We start from the raw sequence: 21,900 nt of genomic DNA, 5'->3' as shown, positions 1-21,900 counted from the left end.
CGCCGGTCAAACGCCGGTCAATGCGTCCACCACAATCGATCATGTTCGTTCACCCCGGGTAGCCATACTCCTCGTCGCTGACCAACTCGCCCCAGGTCGTCTCGGAACCATCAGCAACCCCGGTGGTTTCCCACATGGCCAAGTGGCTCATGAAGTGGTCAGGGGCAGCGCCGTGCCAGTGCCACTCGCCTGGAGGTGTGTAGATGGTTTGGCCCTCCTGGACCACCTTTACCTCGCCGCCGCGGGCCTGAACCAAGCAAACCCCGTCAGTGACGTGCAGTGTTTGCCCAGCGGCATGGGTGTGCCATGCGGTGCGGGAACACGGTGCGAAGCGGACGAGATTGACCCGCAGCTGCGAGGGAGCTTCACCCTTGGCGATGACGTCAAAGTAGACATCACCGGTGAAGAGTTCTGCGGGTCCTTTGGTGCTGATGGTCTTGGGGAAGATGTCCATGATTCCTTTATCGTTCCGGGTTACTGGTTGTGGATGTTTCGGGCAGGCGCTGATTCCCGGGGAATCTCCAGCGTGGTGGCGGCCCAGCTTGCGAGCAGTTGCAACGCGTCCGCTGTGCCCGTGCCGGGTTCGGCGTTGTAGACGGTCAGGGTCAAGCCGGCGTCGGCGGACAGATCCAATGCCTCGTACAACAGATGCAGGTCGCCCACGATCCTGTGACGGAAGTGCTTCTTCCCGGTGTAGTGCTGGCGGACATTGTGTGACGCCCATCGGACCCGGAATTCCTCGCTGCGGGTCGACAGCTCGCCTACCAAGTCACTGAGCCCCCTGTCGTAGGGATCCTTGCCGGCTTCGGTCCGCATGATGGCCACGGTGTCGTTGGCGGCACGTTCCCAGTCCGTATAGAAATCGTGGCTGCGCGGGTCAAGGAAGAGGAAGCGCGCATGGTTGGGCGGCCCGGCCGGGCTGTCGTAGATGTCCGAGTACAGCGCCCGGCCCAAGGCGTTGGTCGCCAGCAAATCCAGGCGCCCGTTGCGGATGAACGCGGGCGATCCGGTGATTGCATCCAGGGTAAGTTGCACGCCTGGCCGGATGGCCTGCTTTCGGATCGGACGACGACGAGACCTGCCGCCGTCGCTCGCCGCTCGTGCGAGGTCGTAAAGGTGGGCGCGTTCGGCGTCGTCAAGCTGCAGTGCGTTGGCCAGGGACTCCAGTACGCTTTCCGAGACACCGGAGAGATTTCCGCGCTCCAATCGGGTGTAATACTCAACACTCACTCCGGCGAGCATGGCCACCTCCCCGCGACGAAGGCCCGGGACACGGCGGTTGCCACCATAGGCTGCCAGCCCAGCCCGTTCGGGGGTGATTTTCGCCCGCCGGGTAGCAAGAAAGTCGCGCGTCTCAGTCCGGTTGTCCATGCTTTCAACGGTATGGCCTATGACCAGCTAAGGGAGTCCCTGTCATTACCCCTAACAGCAGTAACTCCTTCCGTTCAGGGAATCAGGGTTAGATGGAGTTATCCAACAAAGAGAACCACGCAGGAGAAACATGCCTACCGCTAATGCTTACGCTGCCCCCTCGGCCACGGGCGACCTGACCTTGACTACCATCGAACGTCGTGAGGTGGGCCCCAACGACGTCCACATCGACATCAAGTTCGCCGGCATCTGCCACTCCGACATCCACACCGTTCGCGGCGACTGGGGCCCGCAACAGTATCCGCTGGCTCCCGGCCATGAAATCGCCGGCATCGTCACTGAGGTCGGCCCGGAGGTCACCAAACACAAGGTGGGCGACCGTGTGGGCGTCGGCTGTATGGTCAACTCCTGCAAGGAATGCAAGAACTGCCTGGCCGGAGAAGAGCAGTACTGCCTCAACGGAAATGTGGGCACGTATGGTGCTGTTGACCGCGACGGCACCATCACCCAGGGCGGCTACTCCAGCCACGTGGTAGTGAACGAGGACTTCGTCGTCACCATCCCGGACGGCCTGGACCTCGATGTCGCTGCGCCGCTGCTGTGCGCAGGCATCACCACCTACTCGCCGCTCCACCACTGGGGCGCCGGCCCTGGCAAGAAGGTTGCCGTCGTCGGACTCGGCGGGCTCGGCCATATGGCCGTCAAGATCGCGCACGCCATGGGCGCTGAGGTCACGGTCCTTTCGCAGTCACTGAAGAAGATGGAGGACGGGCTGCAGCTTGGCGCGGACCACTACTACGCCACCAGCGATCCCAGCACCTTCGAGCAGCTCGGCGGGACGTTCGACCTCATCATCAACACGGTCAGCGCCTCCATCGACATCAGTGCGTACCTTCAGTTGCTGACGCTTGATGGAACGTTGGTCAACGTTGGCGCTCCGGCCGAACCACTTCCGGTGAACGTATTCTCGCTGATCACGGGTCGTCGCCGGTTCGCCGGTTCAGCCATTGGCGGCATCCGCGAAACGCAGGAAATGCTGAACTTCTGCGCAGAACACGGATTGGGCGCTGAGATCGAGGTCATCCCGGCCAGCAAGATCAACGATGCCTACGAACGCGTCCTTGCCTCGGACGTCCGCTACCGCTTTGTCATCGACGCCTCCACCATCGGCTAACAGGCACAGCAGGCACAGAAGCCACAGGAAAGGCCACGCCCCCGGATGCGGGCGTGGCCTTTCCCGTGCCAGGCACCAGAGACAATGGTCTGGTGACTTTCAGACTGGACACCATCGGCAAGGGCTTGGTCTTCGCTGATTCCCTTGAGGCCTTGGCAAACGCCGTGAAGAATCAGGGCGACGGCGGCACTGCAGTCGTGCAAGCACCACCTGGTACAGGCAAGACCACCTTGGTTCCACCGTTGTTGGCCAACCTTATCGATCAACGACAAACAGGCCGGACACGCGTCGTCGTCACCCAGCCGCGGCGTGTTGCTGCCCGTTCAGCAGCCCGCCGTCTGGCGTCATTGGACGGCAGCCGCCTGGGCGGCAAAGTGGGTTACACCGTCCGTGGTGAGAGCAAGACCAGCCAGGAAACCATGGTGGAGTTCGTCACGCCCGGCATCCTTCTCCGACGTCTCCTCGCCGACCCCGGCCTCGAAAGCACCGATGCCGTAGTTCTGGACGAGGTCCACGAGCGGGGCCTGGAAACGGACCTCCTTATCGGCATGCTCTCCGAGGTCCGGGAGCTCCGGGACGACCTCATGGTGGTGGCCATGTCGGCAACCCTGGATGCCGCACGCTTTGCCGCACTGCTGGGGCGGAACGGGTCAGGGGATGCCGACGGCGGGCCGGCTCCCGTCGTCGACTGCCCGTCCGCGCTGTATCCCCTGGAGGTTCAATGGGCTCCTGCCGCTGAACACCGGCTCAACGACCGGGGCGTGGCCCGCAGCTTCCTGGACCACATCGCCCGCACTGCAGCGACAGCCCACGCTGCGGCCCTGGCCAAGCACGACGACGTGGACGCGCTGGTTTTCCTCCCTGGCGCCCGTGAAGTGTCCGACGTCGTGACGCGCCTTCGCGCCCAGGTGCAGGGGGACGTTGAGGTACTGGAGTTGCATGGCCAGATCGGGCCGGACGCCCAGGACCGCGCCGTTTCAGGCCGGGTGCCGGGAGGCCCGCCGCGGATCATCGTCTCGACTGCCCTTGCGGAATCGTCCCTTACCGTTCCCGGCGTGCGGTTGGTCATTGATTCCGGGCTGTCAAGGGAACCGCGGCGGGACTCAGGCCGTGGAATGTCCGGACTGGTGACAGTGTCCTGCTCGCGGGCTTCGGCCGAGCAACGTGCTGGCCGCGCTGCGCGGCAAGGACCGGGCACCGTGGTCCGCTGCTACGACCAGCAGGCCTTGGCGGCCTCCCCGGCGCATCAAACGCCCGAAATCTCGGTGGCAGACTTGACCGGAGCCGCGCTCGTCCTTGCGTGCTGGGGTGCGCCGGGCGGCAAGGGCCTGAAGTTGCCTGATGCGCCCCCGCCCGGGGCCATGAACGATGCCATGGAGATCCTTCGGGAACTTGGCGCTGCCTCAGCCGACGGCTCAGTCACCGCCTTGGGCAAGACCTTGGCCCGTGTCCCCGCAGACCCACGGCTTGCCCGCGCCCTGCTGGATGGAGCTGCGGTAGTTGGCAAACGTGCAGCGGCCGAGACGGTGGCCCTGGTCTCCGGTGACCAGCGTGCACCGGGCGCAGACCTCACAAGGCTCCTGACCTCCCTGCGGTCCGGCTCCGACCCCGGTGCCCGGCGATTCGCTGAGGACGCGAAGCGGATGGAATCGATCGCGCGTCAGGAGGCGGCCGCCGTCGTGCCTTCACTACCGAAGACGGAGGTCACCGCGAGGGAAGCGCCTGGCTTTGTGGTGGCGTTGGCGTTCCCTGACCGGGTGGCCCGGCTGGTTCCCGGTGACGGATCCACCACGTACTTGCTGTCATCCGGGACGCGGGCAGGGCTGCCGGCGGGAAGTCCACTGTCCGGGCATCACTGGCTTGCGGTGGCCGAAGTGTCTCGCGCACAGGGCCGCGATGCAGCCGGAACGGGTGCCGTGATCCGCTCAGCCGCTCCCTTGACGGCGGAACTCGCCGAAGCTGCGGCGCCGGATCTACTGGTCAGCAGGGTGCAGGCGAAGTTTGACCAGGGCAAGGTGACTGCCCGGCTGGAACGCCGACTGGGCGCGATCGTCCTGTCGTCCACACCTGTCCGTCCCAGCGCGGAGGCCGGACGTCACGCTGTTGCTGCGGCGCTGGGAAAGGCCGGGTTAGCGACCATTGGCTGGTCCGCCACAGCTGATGCCCTGCGAAGGCGGCTGGCGTTGCTTTATCACCAGCTCGGCGATCCCTGGCCCGACGTCCGTGAGCCCAATCTCCTGGCCCGGCTTGAGGACTGGCTGGCCCCGGAACTGGAAGCGATGGCCACCGGGACCTCCGTTAATTCCATCAACCTCACGGAACCTTTGCGGCGACTGCTGCCCTGGCCCGAGGCATCCCGTCTGGACAGCCTCGCGCCCGAGCGGCTTGAGGTCCCCAGCGGCTCGCGGGTGCGGATCGACTACCCCGAAGTTTCGGACCGTGGGGATACGGGCGACGGCGGCAGGCCGGTTGTGGCGGTCAAACTCCAGGAATGCTTTGGCTGGGACCGCACGCCGCACCTCGTCGAGGGCCGGGTACCTGTGCTCTTTCACTTGCTGTCACCGGCAGGCAGGCCCCTGGCCGTTACTGATGACCTCGCGTCTTTCTGGTCCGGTCCGTACTCCCAGGTCCGGGCCGAGATGCGTGGTCGCTACCCCAGGCATCCCTGGCCCGAAGACCCGTGGACCGCGCCGGCCACCGCCAGGACGAAGAACCGGATGGGCTCCGGTCCCTCCAGCTAGGCCAGCCGTTCCAGCATGAACTGGATCTCGCCGTCCACGAACGTTCCCACTATGGCGCTGGCGGCCAGCTCGTCCGGGGCTGTGGTCAGGGGGTCGTGCTCGAACGCGGTGAAGTCTGCCCGTTTTCCTACTGTGATGGAGCCCGACACGTCCCACAGGCCGGCAGCCTTTGCCGCGTGCGAGGTGTAGCCCTCCAGCGCCTGGAGTGCGGTGAGTGCCTGGGCCGGCGCGATGGGTTCCTGCTCCGGATGTCCGGATCTCCGGCGCAACTGTGCATCGGCGATGATCGGAAGTGGCTCAAAGGGTGCGATCGGCCAATCCGAACCGATGCCCAACGTCACGCCTTCCTCGCGAAGGTCCCTGCAGCGCCATGCCCGCTCCGCCCTTTCAGTGCCGAGACGGGTCGACCAGTTGTCACTGTGATCCGCGAGGGAATAGTGGGTGCAGTGTGTCGGTTGCATGCTGGCCACCACGCGCGACCCCTTGAAACGAGCGACGAGCGCGTCCGGGACGGTCTCGAGGTGTTCGATCCTGTGGACGGTCTGGCTCAGGATGTCCGCTGGAACAATGCCGGGGAGCGACTCCAATGCGGTCAACACATGCTCCACTCCCGCATCACCAATGGCATGCGTCGCTGTCGGGATACCGCGCGATGCGAAGTAGCGGACGGCCGCGGTATATTCCTCCGGCCGTGGCCAGAATGGTGCGGTCGACTGGCCGTGAACATCAGGTTCGTAGAGCCAGGCTGTCCCGTTGTCCACGGTTCCATCGACGAAGAGTTTGATGGCTTCAACGGACCACCGGCGGCCGCCCGTACCAATCGTGCGGGCAAGTTCCTTCCAGTCGGTTTCATCGCTGCCCGGCATGCACCACGGCGCTGCCCGCAGCCGCAGCGGCAGCCCGCCGTCGGACTCCAACGCCTGGAAGAGTGCGCTGGATTCGTCACTGTGGTCCATGATGTGGCCCCCCGTCAGTCCCGAGCGGGCGAAGTCCTTCAAGAGATCGCCGAGGCGTGCCTTACGTTGGTTGAAGGTCTCCTGCGGGATGTGCCGTTGGACGAGCTCCATGGCTGCGGCTTCAAGCAACAAGCCGGTGGGGTCGCCGTCGGAATCGCACACCACTTCGGAAGCCTGCGCGAATTCGTGCGGACCGTGGATGCCGGCCAGTTCCAGCGCCCGGCTGTTGGCCAGGGCCGAGTGGCCGTCGAACAACCTGATCATTGCGGGCTTGTGGCCGCTGACGTCGTCCAAGACGCTGCGGTGCAACGGCGCTGTCCCAAAGGCATTCGGGTTCAGCCCCCATCCACGCAACCAACCGGCGTCGCTGGCAGCTTCCGACGACAGCAGGGCTTTGACCTCATCCAGCGTCGTCGCTCCCGACAAGTCAACGCCGATAGTCAGGTCCAGGCCGAATACCGGATGGATATGGCAATCCACCAGGCCCGGAGTAAGCGTGGCGCTGCCCAGGTCAACCACCCGCGTGCCGGCTTGCTGCCACTGCTGGGCATCCATGCGGCTTCCGACGGCGGTAATCACGCCGCCGCGGACGGCTATGGCCTGGACAGGCTGTCCGTGGGTTTGCCCATCCATCGTGTGGATGGTGTCGGCAAGGACGATGAGGTCAGGAGTCATGGGTTTCGTAGCTTCCAATCCGGGCGAAGACGTCGGGGCGGGTGGTGCGCAGGCTGCGGGCAATCAGCAGGCCTGCCAGGAAAACGATGGGGGCAACAAGGATCAGGATGGTGTTGGTCAACGCATCGGCAAAGGTGAGGAGCTCGATGTTGATGGCGATCAGCGCCACTACGCCGAAAAGCAGGATGGCCGAGGCGACGCTGAGCGGAAGGAGCAGGCGGTTGGTGACCGCCGCGGGGTTGCGACGCAGGTAGATGAACGCTGCGACCGACACCAGGCCCTGCAGCGCAACGATCCCGAAGATCCCTGGGGTGTTGACCCAGATCAGCAACTGCTTGTAGGGGTCGGCTCCGGCAATGGCGCAAATGATGATGACGACGGCGGCCAGGATGGTTTGGATCTGCCCGGCGCGATGCGGCGACTTGTATTTGGGGTGTGTCCTGCCGAGGAAAGCCGGGAGGACGCCGTCTTTGGCAAGCATGTAGACGTAGCGGTTAATAGCATTGTGGAAGGCCAGCTGCGAGGCGTAGACGCTGGTCACGATGAGGACGTACATGACCACCTCGGCCCACGGTCCTACGTACTCATTGATGGTGGCGAAGAACATTCCATCCGCCAGTTCGCCGGCAGCTGCCACCACGTTTCCGTCACCGTAGGCCTGGATGACGGTCCAAACGATGAAAGCGTAGAACACGGACATGAACCCAACGGCGATGTAGGTTGCCCGCGGGACGGACCTGTCCGGGTTGCGCGCTTCACGCCGGTACAGCACGGTGGATTCGAAGCCCATGAAGGCCGCGAAGCAGATCGCCAGGATGGCAAGGACTCCGGGGGTGAACGCGTGCTCCGGGGAGAACGAGGCGAAACTGATTCCTTGGGCGCCGCCACGGGCGAGGATTGCCACGCCCATGATGCCCAGGATGGCGGTCTCAGCGATGAGGAGGACGCCCAGGACTTTGGCGCCGACATCAATCCCTCGGTAGCCGAGGAACCAGACGGCCGCAATAGCAACCAAAGCAACTACCGGCCACGGTACGTCCAGGCCGAAGAGGGTGCTCAGCATGGCTTGGGTTTGGACCGCGAAGAGTCCGTAGACGCCGATTTGCAGGCAGTTGTAGGACACGATCGCCAGAATGGCCGAGGCCAGCCCCACTGTTTTGCCCATGGCCAGGGTGATGTAGGTGTAGAAACCGCCGGCGGCCTTGACGTGTTTGGTCATGGCCATGAAGGAGATCGCGAAGACGAGCAGGACAGCGCCGGCAATGACATAGCCCATGGGGGCGCCGATGCCCCCGGTGCCGATGGCTACAGGCGCCACGCCGGCCATGACAGTCAACGGGGCTGCGGCAGAAATTACCAGGAAGGCGATGCCGCCAGTGCCAATGGCATTCCGTTTGAGCCCGCTTCCAGCATCCGCTGCTGGAGGTCGGGTTTCGAGGTCAGACATGGGGGTCCTCTGTGGTTATTGGGGGAGGGAAGTTTTAGGAGAATGGAACATAAAGCGAAAGGCTTTCGTTTATCGTAGGGTCTTGTGACTCGCAGCACAATACTTCGACGCAAACTTCTGGCTAGAGTCGTAACAACAACCCTGAATGGAGACACCCGTATGGCACGCCCGCTGGTCCCGCTGATATCCATCGATGCACTCGTTACCGCCGCTCTTGAGTTGGTGGACGAGGCAGGGGACTTCAGCCTGCCGAAACTGGCCAAGCGGATCGGGGTCAGCCAGTCGTCCATCTACAACCACGTCAGCGGGCGTGAGGAGATCCTTGAACTGATGCGCGGCCGGATCATCGCTGAGAGCCCCTATGTCCTCGGGGACGGGCAGGATTGGGAGGCCGCGCTCAGGGCGATCGTCAGAAGTTACCGTGACGCTTTTGCACGCCATCCCCGGCTCGCTCCGCTGTTGGTCCTCCAAACGGTTCAGGATAATCAGGTTCTTGCCCTCTACGAGAACCTTGCCGTGGCACTTGAGAGTGCGGGATTCCGTGGCCGGGACGTGGTGTCAGCGATCTCCACCATCGACAGTTTCGCGCTCGGTTTCGCACTGGACCTCGCCGCCCCGGACGTTGTCTGGGCGCCGCCCGCCCAGGGATTCCCCAGGCTTACCGGCGCCCTGGCCCAAGCAGGTCCGGCTGGGAAGCGCGGTGAGGCGGCCTTCGATTTCGGCCTCGAGATCCTCATCGCCGGCCTCCACGCGCGTCTTCAGTCGACGGTGCTGTGACGGTGGAAGGCGCCGGGAATATCGCCCAAACCTGGTGGGACTCCGTGGTGCGCGGTTTCTCGGAGACCCACACCACGGCAGTGCCATTGCCTGCGCTGCTCGGCATCCTCGCATGTGCCATCCTCCTGAGCATTCCACGCGTTACGTGGCGCTGGTTCGGCCTCTATGTAACGTTCGTCCATGAACTCGGCCACGCCTATGCGGCGCTGATGACCGGCCGCTTCGTGCACAGCCTCCGCATCGGGCTCGACCATTCCGGCCGCCTCGTCAGCAGTGGACGGAGCGCATTTGGTGCGGCATGGTCAGGGTTTTGGGGCTACCCGGCGCCCGCCGTGGTCGGGCTGGGCCTGATTGCCGCCTGTGCCGCAGGCAGGTCGGGCGCGGCCATGTCCGTCGGAGCCGTGGTCCTGCTGGTGTCGCTGATTTTCCTGCGAAACCTTACCGGGATCCTCGTAGCGGTACTCAGTGCCGCCGTCGCCCAGGTCCTGGTTCTGTTTGCAGCCCCCACCACCGTTAACTATGTCGTGCTTGCCCTCGGCATCGCCCTGTCCGTCGGCGGCGTCCGGGACCTCCTCAAGCTTGCCGGCGTCCACATCCGGCGCCGGGAAAGGCTCGCGGCATCCGATGCGTTCATCCTTGGCCGCACTACGGGCGTCCCCGTATTCGTGTGGTTATCGGGTTTCACTGCGGTGATTGCGGGATGCGCAGCAGCGTCCGCCTGGTTGTTGTGGGGCATGCTCGCCGTATAGACCGCTGTTTGGCTGCGCTTCCGCGGTTCGACGGCGGTTCGTCCGCGTTGCTCGCTGCCTGCCCCTTGCCCTGTGGTCGCTTTTGGGTGTCCAATCCTCTTTAACGTTCGAAGTGTTTGGCATTCGGACTCCGTGCCGGGAGATAACACCAGGAGGTGCCCATGTCCGCGAAGGGCACACGCGAAACTGCAAAGGGAAGCGGCACCGGAACGCCCGAGGCCAAGCGGAGCGATAACGGATCGGCATTGGCATTGGCAGCAAGTGATCCTGCCCGCATCCGGAATGTTGCACTCGTCGGCCATTCAGCGGCAGGTAAGTCGATGCTCGTCGAGGCCCTGCTCGCAGCAACGGGCGCCATCTCCCGCATGGGCTCCATCAGCGAGGGCACCACGGTGAGTGATTCCGACCCTTCGGCGATCCACCAACAACGGTCCGTGACCATGTCCGTCGCACCAATCCTGGTAGGAGACGTCAAGGTCAATCTGATTGATACCCCCGGTTACACCGACTTCACCGGCGAACTTCGCGCAGGTTTGAGGGCCGCCGATGCGGCCCTTTTTGTTGTGTCGGCTTTGGACGGCATTGACGGTGCCACCACTGCCTTGTGGGGCGAGTGCGAGAAGGTCCGTATGCCCCGGGTGGTGGTGATCAGCAAACTGGACCACCCGCGCGCTGACTTCAGTGCCGCCGTCGTGAGGTGCCAGGAAGCCTTTGGCGAGTCGGTCCTCCCGCTGTACCTTCCCGCGTCCGGCAACGCCGGCCTCATCGGAGTGCTGGAGGGCGCCTATCATCAAGGCCTGCCGGTCGCGGACGTCGAAGAAGCCAGGGGAACCTTGATCGAAGGCATCATCGCCGAGAGCGAAGACGAAACCCTCATGGACCGGTACCTCGGCGGGGAGGAGTTGCCTCTGATGGACCTGATCAGTGATCTGGAAACCGCTGTGGCCAGGGGGAGTTTCTTCCCGGTGATCCCGACGTCTGCCGAGTCGGGGTTGGGCCTACCGGAGCTCATGGCCCTGGTGACCGATGCCCTGCCATCGCCATTGGAACGCATCGCTCCCGCTGTGATGAAAGCCGACGGTTCATCATTGAAGCCTTTGGAATGTGATCCAACCGGGCGCCTTGCCGCCGAGGTGGTTCGGACCACTGTAGATCCCTTCCTCGGCCGCGTGTGCTTGGTTCGGGTCTTCTCCGGGACCCTGCGCGAAGACTCCTCGATACATGTCGGCGGCAGGGGGCTGGCGGACAGGGGACACGAAGACCACGACGCCGACGAACGCGTCACGCATCTCTACTCGCCTGTTGGCACCAGCCTGAAGGCCGTTCCGAAGTGCATTGCCGGTGACATCTGCGCCATCAGCAAGCTTGCCAGCGCCGAGACCGGAGACACTGTCTCGGACCGCGAGGCTCCGCTGTTGATCGAGACCTGGAACATGCCCGAGCCCTTGATGCCCATTGCCATCGAGGGCGCCTCCCGCAGTGACGAAGACGCACTGGCCAAGAGCATCGGAAAGGTGGCTGCGGCCGATCCAACTCTTCGTTTGGAGCGCAACCAGGACACCCACCAGCTCATCCTCTGGTGCATGGGGGAGGCCCACGCTGAGGTGGTCCTGGACAGGCTTCGCCATCAGGGCGTCAAACTGCAGACCGTGGACGTAGTCACCCCGCTGAGGGAAACTTTCGCCACCAAGGCTGCGGGACACGGGCGTCACGTCAAGCAATCCGGTGGCCACGGGCAGTTTGCCATCTGCGACATCGAGGTGGAGCCCCTCGGCCGGGGTGAAGGATTCGCCTTCACGGACAAGATCGTCGGCGGCGCCATTCCCGGGACGTTCGTTACGTCCGTGGAGAAGGGGATCCGTTCGCAGATGCTCAAGGGTGTGTCTGCGGGGTTCCCTGTGGTGGACATCAAGGTGACCTTGGTGGGCGGAAAGACCCACAGCGTGGACTCATCCGATGCAGCCTTTCAAGCAGCGGGAGCGTTGGCACTCCGCGAGGCCGCCGCGGCCGCCAAAATCCAACTGTTGGAACCTGTCTCATCAGTAGTCATCAGCGTTCCCGATGACTACGTGGGTGCGGTCATGAGCGATCTTTCGGGGCGGCGCGGCCGGGTCACGGGCACCACCGCGGCAGACGGCCAGGGAACGGACATCAGTGCGGAAGTTCCTGATCAGGAACTGCTGCGGTACGCGATCGATCTGCGCGCCCTCAGTGCCGGAACGGGGCGTTTCCGCCGGTCCTACCTTCGCCACGAGCCACTGCCGAAGTAGCCCCTAGGAGTTGGCCCGGATAAAGGACACCACTGCCGGGGCAAGGGATGCTCCCACCTCGGCGGCACTGCGCTTCAAGCCTTTGACCACGAACGAATGGTCACCGCCTTCGCTCCACTGGAGTGTCGCCGTCGGACCGATCCTGTCCACTACGCCCTCCAGCAGGTCCTGTGTTGCAAACGTATCCCGGGTGCCTTGGAGGAAGAGCATCGGAACCGTGACGCCGTAGAGGTGTTCGTCGCGCAGTTTCTCCGGTTTTCCGGGCGCGTGCAGTGGATAGCCGAGATACACCAGACCTTTGGCAGGCATTCCTTCGGCGACGGCCATGGACGCCATGCGCCCACCGAAGGACTTGCCGGCCGCCCAGAGGGGCTCGCCGTCGCTGAGCCCGGCGGCCTTGTCCATTACCGTTCGCCAGGTGGCGATGGCCAGCGGCGGGCGATCAGGGAAACGCCTGCCGGCCTCGCGGTAGGGGAAGTTGAACCGCAGGGTGGCCACCCCTAGGTCAGCCATCGCCACAGCGAAACCCTGGAGGAACGGGTGTTCCATTCCGGCCCCGGCGCCGTGCGCCACCACCAACGTGGCAAACGGATGATCCGGCCGGATGTGGAGGGCGGATATGGCGGACTCTCCGACAGCGATGGCAACAGGTGTTTCAGTGTTTGGCATGTATCCATCTTTGCCCATTGCAGCAAAAACGCCGTGGGTGCTGACGCGCGTGGCCTTAACGGGGTAGCTTGTGCCCATGGCGAGCGAAGCAACCACCGTTACTGTGCCCGGTCCCGACGGCCCCCGGGAGGTCCGGATTTCCAGTCCAAGCCGGGTCATGTGGCCGGAGGCGGGGCTGACGAAACTGGACCTTGCCAACTACCTCATCGACGTCGGCGAAGCGTTTGTCACCGCCAACGGGAACCGGCCCATCAGCCTCCAACGGTACTCAGGCAACATTGAGGGGGAGATGTTCTTCTCCAAGAATCCGCCCAAGGGCGCTCCGGAGTACGTCCGCTCGGTCCCGGTGACGTATCCCAGTGCCCGGTCGCATCCACAATTGGTGATCGATGAGCCGGCAGCGGCTGTGTGGGCGGCGCAGATGAATACGGTGGTATTCCACCCTTGGGCGTCCCGGGCCAGCGATCCCGACAATCCGGATGAGTTGAGAATCGACCTCGACCCCCAACCCGGAACCGACTTCGCCGACGCGATACCTGCCGCGCAGGAACTCCGCAACGTTCTGGCGGAAGCCGGACTGACGGCGTTCATCAAGACCTCCGGCAACCGCGGACTCCATGTGTACGCGCCGATCCACCCCAAGCATGAGTTCCTCGACGTACGCCACGCCGTGATTGCCGCTGGACGGGAGTTGGAGCGCCGCATGCCGGAGAAAGTCACCACCGCGTGGTGGAAGGAGGAACGCGGGACAAGGATCTTCGTGGACTTCAACCAGGCCAACCGGGACCGGACCATCGCCGGCGCCTACAGCCCACGGGCCGTGCCACTGGCCCAGGTGTCCTGTCCGCTGACGTGGGATGAACTGGAGAACGCCGACCCGGCAAAATACACCATCGCCACTGTTCCGGACCGTTTGACGTCGGTGGGGGACCCGTGGGCGTCCATGCACGAACAGCCTGGCGGCATCGACGTCCTGCTCGGGTGGTGGGAGCGGGACGTGAAGAATGGTCAAGGCGAAATGCCGTTCCCACCGGAGTTCCCCAAGATGCCGGGCGAGCCCATGCGCGTGCAGCCGAGCCGGGCCCGCAAGCAGGAGGAGTAAACGGGAGTCCGCATGCCGGAAAGTGCAGCGAGGTTGGCCCTGACCGCGGCAGTCGTGTGCGGGCTGTTCCTCTGCGGTTGCACGGGCACACCGGAGCCGATGCCATCCCAGCCCACCACGCTTGTGGAACCATCGCAGACACCGTCACTGGAACCTTCGATGCCGGTGACGATGGCTGTTTCGCCGGCCTTCCAGGAGCTCCGGGCCACCTTGGAACTCTTCGCCAGGGAGAAGCTGGACGAAGGCGCCTCGGCGGTGCTCATCAAAGTGAAGGCCGGCCAGCAGGAGTGGAGCCACGCAGCCGGAGTGAGGAGCCGTGCTGCGCCGGTTTCGGTCCAGCCCGGTGACCGTTTTGATGGTGGGGATCAGCTCCGGACCATGGTGGCCGTGTCCGTGCTGAAGCTCGTCGAGGAAGGCCGGCTGGCCTTGGACGATCCCATCAACACCCACCTGCCAGGATCTGTCCCGGCAGGCAACCCCGTGACGATCCGCCAGCTCCTTGGTGACGCCACGGAGTTGCCTGCTGCGCCATCGCCCCAAGCCGACACCCTGCTGGGTCTTCTGGTGGAGCGGTTGAGGGGTGTGCCCCTGGAGACGTCCCTGCGAACAGATATCCTGTCGCCCTTGACCCTTGATTCCACATCGCTGCTCGTGCCGGGCTCCGCCACACCGGATGATGTGGTCCACGGCTACGTCCAGCTGAACGGGGAGACGGTGGATGTGACGTTCCCGCACGTACCGAACGGGGCTTCATCCGTACGCCTCCTATCCACAGTGGAGGACCTCACCAGGTTCCAGGCCGCGCTGCTGGAGGGCCGGCTGTTGGCGCCGCAGAGTCTCGTCTCCATGAAAGGGAGCGTGTTCGCGGGCTACGGCCTTGGCTTGGACCATTGGGAAGACCACTGCACGAACGGCTCCTACTACGGCCATGCCGGAGACGTGCCCGGATACGGGAGCATCACCATGAGCAGCGCCGACGGGAACCGCCAACTGGCCATCTTCATGGCCTATCCACCGCAGCCGATTGCACCACAGCCTTCAGCGCTGGCCTTGGAAATGACGGGACTCGCGCAGGTGGCGTTGAATTCGAGCTGCCGTTTCCACTTCCGCTGAGCCTACTCGAAGCGTGAAGGATCGCCCGTTCCCCGGCGCACTACTTCGGCTGCTCCACTGGAGAAGTCAATCACTGTGGTGGGCTCGGATCCAGTGTCCCCGGCGTCGATGACGCCGTCCACCTGGTTGTCCAGCCGTTCCTTGATCTCCCAGCCCTGGGTTAAGGGCTCTTCTTCGTCCGGAAGCAGGAGCGTGCTGGACAACAGCGGTTCGCCCAGTTCCGCCAGGAGCGCCTGGACCACCCTATGATCCGGAATACGTACGCCCACAGTCTTCTTCTTCGGGTGCAGGAGCCGCTTGGGCACTTCACGGGTGGCAGGGAGGATGAAAGTGTAACTGCCGGGGGTAACGGCCTTGATGCTCCTGAAAATGTCGTTGTCAATCATCACGAACTGGCCCATTTGGGCAAAGTCCTTGCACACCAGGGTGAAGTGGTGTTTGTCATCCAAGTGCCGAATGCTCCTGATGCGGTCCAGCGCCTCCCTGTTGCCGATCTGGGCGCCAAGCGCGTAACAGGAGTCGGTAGGGTAGGCGATCAGGCCGCCGCCTTGGAGCATGTTCACCACTTGGCCGATGGCGCGTGGTTGTGGATCTTCCGGGTGCACGTCAAAGAATCTGGCCATGGAAAGAGCCTACGACAAAGCTATGACAAGACGTCCTTGTTGGAGAATTTTGCGTAGGCCAGCGCGCCGCACACTGCGATGTATCCGGCTTGGAGGAGCCCATTCCCGGCGAACGACGTCCAGGAGACCGGCTGGCGCAGCAGATCCGCGAACCCCAGCCAGTGGTGGCTGAAGAGCCATGGATGAAGCCACTCAAGCTGGGGCAGGTTGTCCAATACTTGTGAGACCACCGAAAGGACGATGGTGGCAGCCATGGCGCCTACCGGCACATCCGTGAAGGTGGAGATCAGCAGTCCGATCGCGGACAGCCCAAGGAGCGACACCGTGATGTACGCAGCGATCAGCAGGGACCTCAACGCTGACTCGCCAACGCTGATGGTGTCGCCGGACAGTAAAGTCACCGGGCCCACGGGAAAAAGTACGACGCCGGCCAGGGCGCCGGAGGCAGCGACGGTCGCCGTCGCTGCGAAACAGAAAGCAACGGCCCCGGCATATTTCACCAGCAGCAGGCGGATCCGTCCCGCGGGAGCGAGGAGCAGATACCGCAGGGTTCCCAAGCTGGCCTCGCCGGCGATGGTATCGCCGGCCACCACGCCGACCGTCAGTGGCAGGAACAGCGGAACGCACACCACCAGGGCAGTCACTGCGACGAACAGGCCGTTCTGGGTGATCCGGTCCAGGAACAGTGGTCCCCGCCCGGGTGTCGTGGGCCGGGAGGACAATTTGACGGCCACGGCAATCAGGATGGGCACGGCAGCCAGGGCGATCAGCATGGCCCACGTGCGGAGCCGGCGGAACAGGACGGACAACTCCGAGCCCAGCAGCGCCCATCCGATTCCCGGTCGGCCAATGACGGCGCCGTGAGGCGAAGCAATTTCAGCCGACAACGTCGAACCCCTCTCCGGTCAGCGACACGAACCGATCTTCCAGGCTCGCTTTTTCCACGGTGAAGCCGCGGACACGGACACCGTCGGCCACCAGAGCGGCCACGATCCTCTCGGGTTCGACTCCGTTGAGTCCGGTGCCCAGCAACGCGGTGGATCCCCACGCGCTTCCGGTTCCCGGAGCTTCGCCGGGAACCAGTCCAAGGCGCGTCAAGACATTGGCGGCGCGTTCGACGTCGGGCGTTTGCACCACAACGTGCGCCTGCCCGGCAGCGCGCAACTCATCCAAAGGTCCTTGGGCCACCAGGCGGCCGGCGCTCATCACGCCCACATGGGTACACATCTGTTCCACCTCAGCCAGTAGATGGCTGGAAACGAACACCGTGGTCCCGCCTGCCGCTAGTGAACGGACCAGGCCCCGGACCTCACGCGTCCCTTGCGGGTCAAGGCCGTTGGTTGGTTCGTCGAGGACCAGCAGCTCCCGCGGCCTGAGCATGGCATTGGCCAGCCCCAGCCGCTGTTTCATGCCGAGCGAGTAAGCGCGGACTTTCTTTCCGGCGGCGTGGCTGAGCCCAACGCGTTCCAAGGCGTCATGGACGCGCTGCCGCCGGGTAGAGGACAAAGCATGCCGATCGGCGGCATCAAGGCGCATGAGGTTGCCCGTGCCTGAGAGGAAAGGATAAAAGCCCGGCCCCTCCACCAAGGCCCCCACATCAGGCAGCACTGTTGCCAAGGCCTCCGGCATCGGCTTACCGAGGACGCGGACGCTCCCACTGTTCGCCGAAGCCAGGCCCAGCAGCACCCGGATGGTGGTGGTCTTTCCTGAACCGTTGGGGCCAAGGAAACCGAACACGGACCCACGGGGGACCGAGAGATCAATTCCATCGACGGCGGATCGGTGGCCGAAACGCTTGACCAAGCCGTGCGTTTCTATGGCGGGTTCGGCAGGGACGGGTTCCTTCACAGTGCGGCAGCGGCTGCCTGGAGCCGTTCCAAGGGCACCATGCCCGCGTAGATGCGGCCGTCGTCGAGAATCAGGATGCTCACCAGCGGTGTCCTCAACGCCCGGCCGCCGGCAACTGGCTCCAGCGTTTGCGCAAACTGGGGATTGGAGGTCAGCCCGGACGGAGCAGAACCGGCGGGCAAGGCGATGATCGAATCCCAGCCCTGTCCTGTGACAGTGGGGCGGGGGTGGCTGGTCGTGGGGGAACCCTCAGGGGCCGTCATGGTTGGAACGGGCTTGGCCGGGAGTGCCTTCTCCGACACAGTGGCGCCCGGGGGTGGGGTGAAGTCGAACAACGCGGCATCCGGTGTGGACAGGTCCAGCTCAGTGAAGGCAAGCGAATACGCCGGTTCGGTTTGCCCTTTGGCGCGGACTTCGATGCCCAACGGAAGCCCGGTTTCCGCGTCGACGTCGATGGTCACCGAGTCAACCAGGGTTTCCGCGCTGCGCGGGTGCAGGCTCACACGGTATGCGCTGCGGCCGGCTACTGAGGAAGCCTCGCCGACCGATACCCCTGTGCTGTCATCAATGGCGGCCAGGAAACGGCTCGCCATGGCTTCAGGCGTGGGCACGTCCCGCGCAGAGGTGTCCGGCGATGGCGTGGGAGGGAGCGATTCCCTCGGCCCCGCGAAGGACGGGACTTCCGCTCTGCTTGGCGCCGGCATGGTCAAATGCGTCGCGCTGTTGTCCGCGGAGTTGTAGAACCACGCGTCACCACCGTTGATCACGACGTCACGCTCGGCCATGCGGTCCAAGACCTGCAACCGGGCCTTGAACGGGCCATCGAGGTAAACCCGGGCCGTGTGCGACCCGGTCAACAGTTCCATGGCTGAGGCCGCTCCTGGGGCGGTTCCCGGTCCTGCAGGGACCTCGGGTAACCCAAGCCCGGCGGTCTGTTCCACTGTGCCGGACAGAGCCCGCACTTCGGTGCGCGCGATCATGGCCAGGACCTCGTCGGCGGTCTTGGGTGGGAGGGACACCGTGGCGCCGGCCTGTACTGAGCCGAACATTACTGCCATCGCCACCACAAGGGTGATCAGGACGGCAGGCAGCCACCGCTGCTTGGTCCGCGCCACTGCTACCAACCACCACACGTGAAAGGCATAAATCCAGACTACTCCGGATAACCGTCCGGATCACCTGCCCCCTGCATCAGCCCCGGATAAGTTGGCGGGCCAATTCCACCGCCCCGTGGACTGGGGTTTGCTTAAGGATCCGGATCAACGACGGATCTTCCAAGGAAACCTTTCGGCCAACTGACCCGGCAAGTTGGGTGTGGTTCACCAACAAACTGCCTGCCATGACCAGAGGCAGGTCCAAGCCAAGCTCTCCCAAGACCTGCCTGGCCAGCGTGGCCAGATGATGGGCTGCCTCTGCCTGGATCCGCAAAGCGGCCGGATCGCCTTCAGTTGCCAGTTCAAGGACCAACGGAGCGAGCACAGCCCAGTGGTCCGGCTCAGGCTTCGCATAGAAGGAGTCCATGAGTTGCAACGCATCCACACTGGCCGTTGCGGCCATGAGCGCGCGGACAAGAGTGCCGGGTTCCAGCCCTGCGTAATACTCCCGCAGCGCCTCGCGCACGGCATCACGCACCACCGAATAGCCGCCGCCTTCATCGCCCAGCAGGTAGCCGTATCCACCGCTGCGTGCTTCGCGTCCGTCATGGTTGCGGCCCCACGCCACCGATCCGGTGCCCGCAACCAGGACAACACCGGCGTCGAGGCCGGCCGCCGCGAGCACGATCCGCGTGTCATGGACCACGTCTATACGGGCGCCTGGGAAGTGCTCCGTGAGCAGGGCGGACAGGACTGCCCGGCTGGCCGGGGTGTCCGCGCCGGCTGCTCCTGCGCACACGGCCTCGATTCCGCCACCGACGCTTGCGGCAATCCTCCGCAGGACGGCATCGGCGCCCTGATGGCCCACTGAGGAAAGGTTGGCACTGGCTTCGGTAATCTCTACGCCGTCCGTGGAAACGGCCCCGCCCTGCTCTTCGCTCGTGAGTGCACCGCCTGAGCGGACGGCGTGCGTCTTGGAACCGCCAATGTGCAGGCCCAGAACTGCGGGCGTCACCGGATGGCCGCCGCTTCATCGTTTTTTACTGAGGGACCGGCAGGGGTCCCGGCTTCGTCGTCGGGCCATTTGCCGCCGTTTTCCCAGAACTGCTGTATTTCCTCCAACTGACGTCCCTTCGTTTCGGGTGCGAACTTTCGGACAAACATAAACCCGAGGATAGCCAGAACACCGAACACTGCGAAGGTTCCGGCTCCTCCGAGTCGCTGGAGCATCGTCAGGAAGAACGCGGCAACCAGCACGTTGGCCACCAAGTCCGAGGTCAGCATGGCGCTCGCTCCGAGGGAACGCAGCCGCGAAGGAAAGCTTTCGCCGGCGTAGACCCAGACCAGGGCGCCGAAGCCGAAAGTGAAACCGACGGTGAAAAGAAGGACGCCGAGGAAGCCCAGCACAGTGAGCAGGCCGCCGAAGTTCTGTCCTGCCATGAAGACCCCTACCAAGAGGACATTGGCCAGCACCATCATGCCGATGCCCGTCAGGAGCACCGGGCGGCGCCCCAACCGGTCCACCAGGGACAGGGACACGAAGACGGCAAACAACGCAGCAACCTGGACTGCTGCAGGGAGGAGGAGCAGCGCAGCATTGCCGCTGAAGCCCATCGCCTCGAAGATGCGGGGACTGTAGTACACGACTGCATTGATGCCTGTTATCTGGATGAAGAAGCCCAGGCCCACCACGAACACGGTTGCTCTCAGGTAGGGAGTACGAAGCATTTCGCGAAGGCCACCCCCGCGTTCTTCACTGATAGCCCGCTGCATCTCTGCGAGTTCGTCCTCCACGTCACTGTCCGGCTCGATGGCGGAGAGCGTCCTCCTGGCCTCTGCAGTCCGTCCGCGCATCATGTACCACCGCGCGGTATCCGGGAGTTTGATGACAATGGCCAGGACAATGACTGCCGGAACGGCGGCCAAACCCAGCATCCACCGCCAGGAACCGGTGCCGGCCAAGGCATAGGCGGCCACATAGCCCACAATGATTCCTATGACCGTTGCCACTTGGTAGGCCACTAGGAGGGCGCCCCGAACTTTGGCCGGCGCAGACTCAGCGACGAAAACCGGGACGACCACCACGGACACCCCGATGGTCAGGCCCAGCAGGAGCCGTGCGATCAGCAGGGTGGGTACATCGTTCGACATTGCGCTGAGTACGGCGAAGAGCGCGTAACCCACGGCGAGGCCCACCATGCAGGCTTTGCGTCCAAGGCGGTTGGAGAGCCAGCCGCCCACCAGTGCGCCAAGGACTTCTCCTGCAACGACGGCGGTCGTCACCAGTTCCTGCTGGGAAGTGGTGAGGTTGAACTGCTTGGTGATGAAGAGGAGTGCACCGGCAATATTCGACATGTCGTAGCCGTAAATCACTCCGACGGTCGCGGCAGCGCCGCCCACCAGGAGCCCGAGCCGGGGTGTTTGCCGTAGGTCGTGCAGGATCGACATCTTTGTCCTTGAATCTGTGGAAAAGTAGGGTCTTGCCGGATTGGTTCCGGAATTGGTTTAGACCAACCTGCTCAAGATTGGCATAGACCAATAGTGTTGTCTACAAGTAGGATGTCCAATATGTCCACAGACGTCGGAGCGGCAACGCCCAAGTACTACCTTCTCAAGACCGAAGTACTTGGCCTGATCGCCGGTCTCCAGCCCGGCACGCTCATCCCCACGGAGCGTGCGCTCGCCGAGCAATACGCGACGTCACGCACTACCGTCAGGCAAGCAATCAGCGAGCTCGTGGCCGAGGGGAAATTGGGTCGCATCCAGGGGCACGGCACGTTCGTCGCGCCCCCCAAAGTGACGCACGTCAGGCAGCTGACGTCCTTCTCCGACGACGCCCGCAATCAAGGTTTGCGCCCGGATTCCAGGGTGCTTGCCCTCGATGTCGTGAAGTCTGACGCCGACGTCGCAGCCCACCTGGGTCTTGACCAAGGCGATCCGGTAACCCGGCTTGAGCGCATCCGCTTGATTGACGGGGAACCACTGGCGCACGAGATGGCCTGGCTGCCCGGCAAGCTTCCGAGATTCAAGTCGAACCTCGCCAAGGCGGGCTCGCTGTACGCCGTATTGGCAGATGTCTACGGGATCCATATCGCCGACGTCGAGGACACCGTGGAAACCGCCCTGGCTGGTCCGGCCGACGTCAGGTTGCTGGGAATCGAGATGGGGGCGCCCTTGCTGGTGGTTCATCGCCTGGCACGCGACGCCGCTGGAGCCCCTGTGGAGTGGACCCGCAGCGCCTTCCGGGGGGACAGGTTCCGGTTCGTATCCCGCGTGAAGTCCGGAGCCTGA

19 protein-coding genes are annotated in these 21,900 nt (G+C 64.1%); 8 read left to right on the top strand and 11 right to left on the bottom strand.

Features of this window, described 5'->3' with window-relative positions:
* Positions 1 to 49 precede the first annotated feature (49 nt).
* Together ACSSVG_RS21685 and ACSSVG_RS21680 are read right to left on the bottom strand one after the other, a co-directional pair.
* Entirely contained in the window at positions 50 to 454 is a 405-nt protein-coding gene (locus ACSSVG_RS21685; protein WP_231341283.1) for a (R)-mandelonitrile lyase, read from the bottom strand.
* Positions 455 to 474: 20 nt separating this feature from the next.
* Positions 475 to 1,371, bottom strand: a complete 897-nt coding sequence (locus tag ACSSVG_RS21680; protein WP_231341284.1) for a helix-turn-helix transcriptional regulator — start codon at positions 1,369 to 1,371, stop codon at positions 475 to 477.
* A gap of 130 nt (positions 1,372 to 1,501) precedes the next feature.
* Here ACSSVG_RS21680 and ACSSVG_RS21675 point away from each other — a divergent pair, with 130 nt between their 5' ends.
* A complete protein-coding gene (locus tag ACSSVG_RS21675) occupies positions 1,502 to 2,545 on the top strand; it encodes an NAD(P)-dependent alcohol dehydrogenase (RefSeq protein ID WP_253468193.1) in 1,044 nt (347 codons plus the stop codon).
* A 92-nt stretch (positions 2,546 to 2,637) separates the two neighbouring features.
* Complete coding sequence (gene hrpB, locus ACSSVG_RS21670; RefSeq protein WP_492416249.1) at positions 2,638 to 5,286, top strand: ATP-dependent helicase HrpB; 2,649 nt, start codon at positions 2,638 to 2,640, stop codon at positions 5,284 to 5,286.
* Here the strand turns inward: hrpB and ACSSVG_RS21665 are convergent.
* Positions 5,283 to 6,917, bottom strand: coding sequence for an amidohydrolase (locus ACSSVG_RS21665; RefSeq protein WP_492416248.1), 1,635 nt, complete (start codon positions 6,915 to 6,917; stop codon positions 5,283 to 5,285). The genes hrpB and ACSSVG_RS21665 overlap by 4 nt on opposite strands.
* A complete protein-coding gene (locus ACSSVG_RS21660) occupies positions 6,907 to 8,364 on the bottom strand; it encodes an APC family permease (RefSeq protein WP_253468196.1) in 1,458 nt (485 codons plus the stop codon). The genes ACSSVG_RS21665 and ACSSVG_RS21660 overlap by 11 nt, the downstream gene beginning before the upstream one ends.
* A gap of 159 nt (positions 8,365 to 8,523) precedes the next feature.
* Between ACSSVG_RS21660 and ACSSVG_RS21655 the strand changes: the two genes are divergently transcribed.
* The 3 genes from ACSSVG_RS21655 to ACSSVG_RS21645 all read left to right on the top strand — a co-directional run bounded on the left by ACSSVG_RS21655 (position 8,524) and on the right by ACSSVG_RS21645 (position 12,160).
* Positions 8,524 to 9,141, top strand: a complete 618-nt coding sequence (locus tag ACSSVG_RS21655; RefSeq protein WP_231341289.1) for a TetR/AcrR family transcriptional regulator C-terminal domain-containing protein — start codon at positions 8,524 to 8,526, stop codon at positions 9,139 to 9,141.
* On the top strand, positions 9,138 to 9,890 hold the full coding sequence (locus ACSSVG_RS21650; protein ID WP_492416246.1) for a M50 family metallopeptidase: 753 nt from the start codon (positions 9,138 to 9,140) through the stop codon (positions 9,888 to 9,890). The genes ACSSVG_RS21655 and ACSSVG_RS21650 overlap by 4 nt, the downstream gene beginning before the upstream one ends.
* Positions 9,891 to 10,051: 161 nt before the next feature.
* Complete coding sequence (locus ACSSVG_RS21645; RefSeq protein WP_492416244.1) at positions 10,052 to 12,160, top strand: elongation factor G-like protein EF-G2; 2,109 nt, start codon at positions 10,052 to 10,054, stop codon at positions 12,158 to 12,160.
* Positions 12,161 to 12,163: 3 nt separating this feature from the next.
* Here the strand turns inward: ACSSVG_RS21645 and ACSSVG_RS21640 are convergent, their stop codons facing one another.
* Positions 12,164 to 12,829: an alpha/beta hydrolase family protein gene (locus ACSSVG_RS21640; RefSeq protein ID WP_492416242.1), complete on the bottom strand. Its 666-nt coding sequence runs from the start codon at positions 12,827 to 12,829 to the stop codon at positions 12,164 to 12,166.
* Positions 12,830 to 12,905: 76 nt separating this feature from the next.
* On the opposite strand from ACSSVG_RS21640, the gene ligD reads away from it, so the two are divergent.
* Entirely contained in the window at positions 12,906 to 13,931 is a 1,026-nt protein-coding gene (gene ligD, locus ACSSVG_RS21635; protein ID WP_231341293.1) for a non-homologous end-joining DNA ligase, read from the top strand.
* 12 nt (positions 13,932 to 13,943) lie between these two features.
* Entirely contained in the window at positions 13,944 to 15,044 is a 1,101-nt protein-coding gene (locus ACSSVG_RS21630; protein ID WP_492416240.1) for a serine hydrolase domain-containing protein, read from the top strand.
* 2 nt (positions 15,045 to 15,046) lie between these two features.
* Here the strand turns inward: ACSSVG_RS21630 and ACSSVG_RS21625 are convergent, their stop codons facing one another.
* The 6 genes from ACSSVG_RS21625 to ACSSVG_RS21600 form a co-directional block, all read right to left on the bottom strand.
* Positions 15,047 to 15,667 (bottom strand): L-threonylcarbamoyladenylate synthase, encoded by a 621-nt coding sequence (locus tag ACSSVG_RS21625; protein WP_253468200.1) that lies wholly within the window; start codon positions 15,665 to 15,667, stop codon positions 15,047 to 15,049.
* A 20-nt stretch (positions 15,668 to 15,687) separates the two neighbouring features.
* Entirely contained in the window at positions 15,688 to 16,554 is an 867-nt protein-coding gene (locus ACSSVG_RS21620; protein ID WP_492416238.1) for an ABC transporter permease, read from the bottom strand.
* Positions 16,544 to 17,515: an ABC transporter ATP-binding protein gene (locus ACSSVG_RS21615; RefSeq protein WP_492416236.1), complete on the bottom strand. Its 972-nt coding sequence runs from the start codon at positions 17,513 to 17,515 to the stop codon at positions 16,544 to 16,546. Before ACSSVG_RS21615 ends, ACSSVG_RS21620 begins: the two co-directional genes overlap by 11 nt.
* Complete coding sequence (locus ACSSVG_RS21610; protein ID WP_492419266.1) at positions 17,512 to 18,630, bottom strand: LolA family protein; 1,119 nt, start codon at positions 18,628 to 18,630, stop codon at positions 17,512 to 17,514. The genes ACSSVG_RS21615 and ACSSVG_RS21610 overlap by 4 nt, the downstream gene beginning before the upstream one ends.
* A gap of 76 nt (positions 18,631 to 18,706) precedes the next feature.
* Entirely contained in the window at positions 18,707 to 19,624 is a 918-nt protein-coding gene (locus tag ACSSVG_RS21605; protein ID WP_492416234.1) for an N-acetylglucosamine kinase, read from the bottom strand.
* A complete protein-coding gene (locus ACSSVG_RS21600; protein WP_492416232.1) occupies positions 19,621 to 21,057 on the bottom strand; it encodes a sugar porter family MFS transporter in 1,437 nt (478 codons plus the stop codon). The genes ACSSVG_RS21605 and ACSSVG_RS21600 overlap by 4 nt, the downstream gene beginning before the upstream one ends.
* Before the next feature lie 111 nt (positions 21,058 to 21,168).
* Between ACSSVG_RS21600 and ACSSVG_RS21595 the strand changes: the two genes are divergently transcribed.
* A complete protein-coding gene (locus ACSSVG_RS21595; RefSeq protein WP_492416230.1) occupies positions 21,169 to 21,900 on the top strand; it encodes a GntR family transcriptional regulator in 732 nt (243 codons plus the stop codon).

The sequence above is a fragment of the Paenarthrobacter sp. E2MeOHC11 genome (assembly GCF_058744955.1).
The sequence above is the reverse complement of the archived record's forward strand: the minus strand, read 5'-3'. Positions and strand labels throughout refer to the sequence as shown.